The sequence below is a fragment of the Pseudomonas sp. 18.1.10 genome, from assembly GCF_024655625.1.
In the GTDB taxonomy this organism is placed as follows: Bacteria; Pseudomonadota; Gammaproteobacteria; order Pseudomonadales; family Pseudomonadaceae; genus Aquipseudomonas.
Genome location: NZ_JANLGL010000434.1, coordinates 1 through 1,975 on the forward strand (window position 1 = coordinate 1; position 1,975 = coordinate 1,975).

A 1,975-nucleotide genomic window follows, 5' to 3' on the forward strand; every position below is an offset into this window, starting at 1 on the left:
TGGATCAGTTACACATGTATTGACTGACACTCTGCATTCGCGAGCAAGCCCGCTCCCACACAAGCCCGCTCCCTCAGTTTGGATTTGTGTCTGCCTGGGGGATGTCATTGCCCACTCTGGCTTTTTAGCGACCACAGGCCTAAATCCTCCCTTCGCTGGTGCGTTTCCAGAACAGGAATCAGATGAGGGATCGAGTAATGTCCGTCGCTATCAGCCATATCGAAGACACCCCGCTTCACGAAACGCTCTACCAGTTCGACGAAACCCCGCTGCTGGCCCGCCAGCGCCAGCAGGAATCCAACGCCCGCAGTTACCCGCGGCGCATTCCCCTGGCGCTCAAGCGCGCCAAGGGCATCTACGTGGAAGACGTCGAAGGCCGCAGTTTCATCGACTGCCTGGCCGGCGCCGGGACCCTGGCGCTGGGGCATAACCACCCGGTGGTCATCGCGGCGATCCAGCAGGTGTTGAGCGATGAACTGCCGTTGCACACCCTGGACCTGACCACGCCGGTCAAGGACCAGTTTGTGCAGGACCTGTTCGGCCTGCTGCCGGCGGAACTGGCGCGGCAAGCGAAAATCCAGTTCTGCGGGCCCACCGGTACGGATGCCGTGGAAGCCGCGTTGAAATTGGTGCGTACGGCCACCGGGCGTAGCACGGTGCTGTCGTTCCAGGGCGGCTACCACGGCATGAGCCAGGGCGCCTTGAGCCTGATGGGCAGCCTGGGGCCGAAAAAGCCTTTGGGCGCGTTGCTCAGCAATGGCGTGCAATTTTTGCCGTACCCATACGACTACCGTTGCCCGTTCGGCCTGGGCGGCGCGGAGGGGGTGCGGGTCAACCTGCATTACCTGGAAAACCTGCTGAACGACCCGGAAGCCGGGGTGTTGCTGCCGGCAGCGGTGATTGTCGAAGTGGTGCAAGGCGAGGGCGGCGTGATCCCGGCCGATCTCGACTGGCTGCGCGGCCTGCGACGTATCACCGAGAGCGCCGGCGTGGCATTGATTGTCGATGAGATCCAGAGCGGGTTCGGTCGCACCGGCAAGATGTTTGCCTTTGAGCACGCCGGCATCATCCCGGATGTGGTGGTGATGTCCAAGGCCATCGGCGGCAGCCTGCCGCTGGCGGTGGTGGTGTACCGCGACTGGCTCGACAGCTGGCTGCCGGGTGCGCATGCCGGGACGTTCCGTGGCAATCAGATGGCCATGGCGGCGGGTTCGGCGGTGATGCGTTACCTCAAGGAGCACGACCTGGCCAGCCATGCCGCCGCCATGGGCGAGCGCCTGGGTGAATACCTGCGCATCCTGCAACGGGATTTTCCGCAACTGGGGGATATTCGCGGTCGCGGGCTGATGCTGGGGGTGGAGTTGGTCGACCCGCAGGGTGCCGTGGATATCCAGGGCCACCCGCCGGTGCATCGCCAACTGGCGCCGCTGGTGCAGCGCGAATGCCTCAAGCGCGGCCTGATCCTGGAACTGGGCGGACGCCATGGCAGTGTGGTGCGCTTCCTGCCGCCACTGGTGATTACTGCCGCCGAAGTGGACCGGGTCGCCGAAATTTTTGGCCGCGCCTTGGCCGCCGCGGTCGCCAGCCTCTAATTTTTGCGCGGCTTGATACGTTTCTACAGATATCAGCGCTGCGCGTGGTGCGCAGCCAGCCTTTTAGCGATGGAGAACAGCAATGACCTCAGTATTTGACCGCGACGACATCCTGTTTCAGGTAGTGGTCAACCATGAAGAGCAGTATTCCATCTGGCCCGACTACAAGGCCGTGCCGGAAGGCTGGCGCACCGTGGGCAAGAGCGGCCTGAAGAAAGAGTGCCTGGCCTATATCGAAGAGACGTGGACCGATATGCGCCCGTTGAGCTTGCGCCAGAAGATGGATGGTGCCGCGCTCGCTTAAGCAGCGCAGATCAAATGTGGGAGCGGGCTTGCTCGCGAATGCGGTCTGTCAGTACCAAAAATGTTGGCTGACCCACCGC

Annotated in this window: 2 protein-coding genes; both read left to right on the plus strand. The window is 62.7% G+C overall.

Annotated features, from left to right (window positions below; translation table 11 throughout):
• The first annotated feature begins 197 nt into the window (after window positions 1-197).
• The gene (locus NUV89_RS29505; RefSeq protein ID WP_257784094.1) at window positions 198-1,592 is read left to right on the plus strand and encodes an aspartate aminotransferase family protein; all 1,395 of its coding nucleotides are present in this window, start codon (window positions 198-200) and stop codon (window positions 1,590-1,592) included.
• Between the two features lie 82 nt (window positions 1,593-1,674).
• Window positions 1,675-1,896, plus strand: coding sequence for an MbtH family protein (locus NUV89_RS29510; protein WP_017527671.1), 222 nt, complete (start codon window positions 1,675-1,677; stop codon window positions 1,894-1,896).
• Window positions 1,897-1,975 lie beyond the last annotated feature (79 nt).

Excerpts from the sequence above, each read along its gene's own strand:
- NUV89_RS29510 (WP_017527671.1), top strand. The coding sequence starts at position 1,675 with ATGACCTCAGTATTTGACCGCGACGACATCCTGTTTCAGGTAGTGGTC.
- NUV89_RS29505 (WP_257784094.1), top strand. The coding sequence starts at position 198 with ATGTCCGTCGCTATCAGCCATATCGAAGACACCCCGCTTCACGAAACG.